Origin of the sequence: Bartonella sp. CL435QHHD, assembly GCF_042195095.1 — a bacterium.
Classification (GTDB): Bacteria; Pseudomonadota; Alphaproteobacteria; order Rhizobiales; family Rhizobiaceae; genus Bartonella.
Map to the genome: position 1 here is coordinate 1 of NZ_JBHINS010000063.1, position 1,782 is coordinate 1,782.

Below are 1,782 nucleotides of genomic sequence, written 5' to 3' on the forward strand. Positions count from 1 at the left end.
ATAGGTTGCAAGTTGTTCGTTCAGCGAATAAAGCTGACCACCCGTGACAGCATCCGTTGAATTAGCGGTAATCTCACCATTTGCAAGAAACGTAATTCTACTGTTTTCTTGTGTCCTTACAGCTTTGCCTTTTTCTTCTTTGCTCTTTTCATGACGCGCGACAAAGGCATTGGCTTCATCATTCCATAACAAAGCATCACCTTTAACTTGCTGAGTAATATTCGTTATGTTTTTAGTAAGTTCGCTAAACTTATTTGTTACATTATCATTGACATTCTTGATATTGCTATCAAGCTGGCTTTTGTTAACAGCGTCATTATTGTTCTTTGCTTCCCCAACACCAGAAATTATCCGATCCGCACCGCTTTCATTTGCAATATTGATTTCTGCGCCACCTACTTTTGCACCAATAGTGAGACGANCGCACCGCTTTCATTTGCAATATTGATTTCTGCGCCACCTACTTTTGCACCAATAGTGAGACGATGCGTTGTCTTATCTTGCTGAACAAAGCTCTCGCTTTCCACTTTGGTAATCACATTATTAACCTGTTCAGTCAATTTATTCTGAACAGTCGTGAGAGCCGTATTAACACCCTCAAACGCATCAGCTACATTCTGATAAGTCTCACTTTTTTCCTCTCCATCAGTATCGAAAGTTTTAATCTTAAAAGTAGGACCTTCTGAGTTTCCATTTCCAAAGTCAGCACCGCCACCAAGATAATTAGCTAAATGGGTACCCACTATATACAGCTGTCCACCATTCACGGCTTCTTCTGAGTTTTGTGTTAAATCACCTGGTGCAAGATTTTTAATTTTACCTGAACTTCTGTCTTTCCCCTCTCCGCGCATAGCACTAAAGGCTTTATCAGTTTTGCTCCACAATAAGGCATCGCCTTGAAATTCTTTATTAATATCGTTTAATTTGTCATTAAAATTATTAACAACAGTATTCAGATGTTTGTTTACATTTATGAAGTTCGTATCAATTCCTGCAAAAGCAGAGCCTACATCGGTATAGTCTTTTGAACCATCTTCTTTACCATCAGATGTGAAGGTTTTAAGCTTGAATGTAGGGGCTGTCCAAGCGCCATCTTTATAACTAGCACCACCACCAAAATATTTGACTACATTCTCAGATGCTGTTTTGAGATCACTTGTTACAGTCGTAACATTTTTATTTGTTTCAAAAAGCTGGGAACCATTTACTGCTTCATTTGAAGCTTCTGTGAGCGCGCCATTCTTTATACCTGTAAGGGTACGCTTTTCATTTTTGTTGTTGGCAATATCAATTTTATCACCATCTGTTTCTTTTCCAATACTGATGTGTCTCGTTTCTGCATCCTGTTTAACGAAGCTACTGGCTGCTACTTGTTCTTTGACATCTTTTAATTGCGAAAAATTCACCGCATCAGTTTCTTTAGTACCAGCAGCTACACCAGAAAGAGTCCGAGGGCTGGCTTTAATGTCGCTGAAATCAATGCCAAATGGTTCCAATAGATCCTTACCAATAGTAATAAGACCTGTCTTTTCATTTTTCTTAACAAGAATACTGTCTCTTACATCAGCAACCTGTTTGTTAATATTATCTTTCATTTTATTAAAAGAACTATCAACCGCCACAAAAGCATCTGTTATATTTTCATACGTCTGATTCTGAACAGCATAGCTAGGTGGCATACCCTTTAGTACATCAGTTTTACCACCAAAATATTTTGATGTATTCGCCATAGCCGTTTCCAGATTTCTCGCTGTGGACGAAAGACCCTCATTGGTTTTGCTT

At 38.5% G+C, this 1,782-nt stretch carries 1 protein-coding gene and 2 pseudogenes; all 3 read right to left on the reverse strand.

Translation table 11 applies throughout. From position 1 onward, the window contains the following. Positions 1-192, reverse strand: a 192-nt coding sequence (locus ACFILH_RS04495; protein WP_375667431.1) for a hypothetical protein, incomplete at its 3' end; no start/stop codon positions are given. 51 nt (positions 193-243) lie between these two features. Next, a pseudogene (locus ACFILH_RS04500) lies at positions 244-411 on the reverse strand (hypothetical protein); the annotation flags it as partial. Then, positions 396-1,782: pseudogene (locus ACFILH_RS04505) on the reverse strand (hypothetical protein); the annotation flags it as partial. The pseudogenes ACFILH_RS04500 and ACFILH_RS04505, both read right to left, overlap by 16 nt.